This window comes from Candidatus Cloacimonadota bacterium (assembly GCA_012522635.1).
Classification (GTDB): domain Bacteria; phylum Cloacimonadota; class Cloacimonadia; order Cloacimonadales; family Cloacimonadaceae; genus Syntrophosphaera.
In genome coordinates, this window is record JAAYKA010000059.1 from 1 (window position 1) to 2,204 (window position 2,204).

A 2,204-nucleotide genomic window follows, 5' to 3' on the forward strand; every position below is an offset into this window, starting at 1 on the left:
AGACCCGTGTTCCAGCCAATTCGCAACGGGTGCCGCGCGTTTGGCCTGATTTGGCTTCAAGCCCTGAGGACAAGTTATTTTCCCTCAAAATCCACGTCAATCTTTTTCTTTGTCACAAACTTATTTCAAGCCTACGCGCCCTGGAAAATCCAACCCTTTTGCCTGCTTCTTTCTTTATTTCAGCTTGCTATCCCCTTGTGTCGCCCTCCTGACACCCCCGATTCTTTATCGGGGGACTCTCGAATGTTTCAAAATTGGAAATCAAGCTGGAATCAAGATTGAAGCAGGAGCGCCTTGTTTTTTGGTTATGCAAATTGCTTTGATTTATAGAAAATCCTCGTTATGGGAGGGGCGGAAAACCTTGATTACAACAGGTTTATTTGCCACTTTCTTGGTAGCCTCCTTATGTCTCCCTTATGTTTCAAAAGCAAAGTTAAGCGACACATAGGCTTAGGGTCTTGTGTATGTGTTTTCAAGAGACTCGTTCTATAATCCGGGAAGCCACTCAACCAGGTTTTTCCTCCCTGAACCAAACCGCTTGCCCGGCTTCCGCACATTGTTCTTGACACTCTTGCCCTCTCCCACCATTGGTTTTTCCGCAAAAAGAACTAAATTAGAGGACCTGATGAAAGAAGGATTCCTTCCCAAAAACGATTTCCGCTCCATCTTTTTCGCCGACCGCGCCAAAGAATGCAGCGACGACATAAAAAACCTGTTCTACCGCCATTTGGAATATTCCCTGGTGAAAGACACCACAAACGTGCAGCTTTGGGATTTATATTACGCCCTGGGACTCAGCCTGCGGGATAAGCTGATTGAGCGCTGGCTGCGCACCCAATATGAATATCGGAAGCAGGATGTGAAGAAAGTTTTCTATCTCTCAATGGAATTTCTCATCGGCAGGCTTTTGGGCAACACCCTGGTGAACCTCGATGAATACGATAACGCCTATGACCTGATGAAAGAATTGGGACATTCCCTGGAAGACATCATTGAGCAGGAACCCGATATGGGTTTGGGAAATGGCGGTTTAGGGCGCCTGGCAGCCTGTTTTATGGATTCCCTCGCCACGCAGGCCTACCCCGCCTATGGCTATGGTATCCGCTATGAATTTGGCATTTTCAAGCAAAACGTTGTGCAGGGTTACCAGGTGGAAGTGCCAGACCACTGGCTCAAAAAAGGCTGTCCCTGGGAGATAAAACGCCCGGAAATCACATACCGGGTGCGCTTTGGCGGAAATGTCATCACCCAAACCGAGCCGGATGGACGCGTGAACCACCGCTGGGTCGATACAGACGACGTGATGGCGCTTGCCTGGGATATCCCCATTCCCGGCTATAAAGTCCACAATGTGAACAACTTGCGTCTCTGGCAGGCAACGGCAACGGATGAATTCGATTTTGACTATTTCAACAATGGCGACTACGTCCGCGCCGTGGAAAAAAAGAATATCTCCGAAAACATCTCCAAGGTGCTCTATCCAAACGATAACATCCACCTGGGCAAGATTTTACGCCTGGAACAGGAATACTTTTTCATCAGTGCCACCCTGCAGGATATCATGCGCGGTTGGATAAAAGACCACGACAGTTTTGCCGAGTTTCCCAAAAAAATTGCCATCCAATTGAACGACACTCATCCCGCTCTTGCCATCCCGGAAATGATGCGTATTCTCATTGATGAGGAAAACCTGAATTTTGAAACCGCCTGGGATATCACCAGCCGCTGTTTCAGCTATACGAACCACACCATCCTCCCGGAAGCCCTGGAAAAATGGGACATTGAACTGTTTGAAGAGCTGCTGCCGCGTCATCTGATGCTGATTTACCAAATCAACGACCACGTGATGGAAGAGGTCAAACGCCTCTATCCCAACGATTTGGAGAAAATGCGCAACCTCAGTATTATCGAGGAGGGAAACGAGAAAAAGCTGCGCATGGCTCACCTCTGCGTGCATGGCTCTCACGCCGTGAACGGAGTGGCGGAATTGCATTCCCAAATCATCCGGGAAAGCATCTTTCCAGATTTTTACCAAATGTATCCCCAGCGTTTCCAAAACAAAACAAATGGCATCACTCCAAGGCTTTGGCTGAAGGTTTGCAATCCCCGGCTCGCGGCACTGGTTTCCGAACACATCGGAGATACCTGGGTGGCACAATTGGACAGCATCCGCGGCTTGGAAGCCTATGTGGATGACTCCGAAT

Annotated in this window: 1 protein-coding gene; it reads left to right on the forward strand. The window is 48.7% G+C overall.

Annotated elements, in window-relative coordinates:
* Nucleotides 1-625 precede the first annotated feature (625 nt).
* Nucleotides 626-2,204: glycogen/starch/alpha-glucan phosphorylase (locus GX135_03455; protein NLN85150.1), on the forward strand; the 1,579-nt coding region annotated here is incomplete at its 3' end.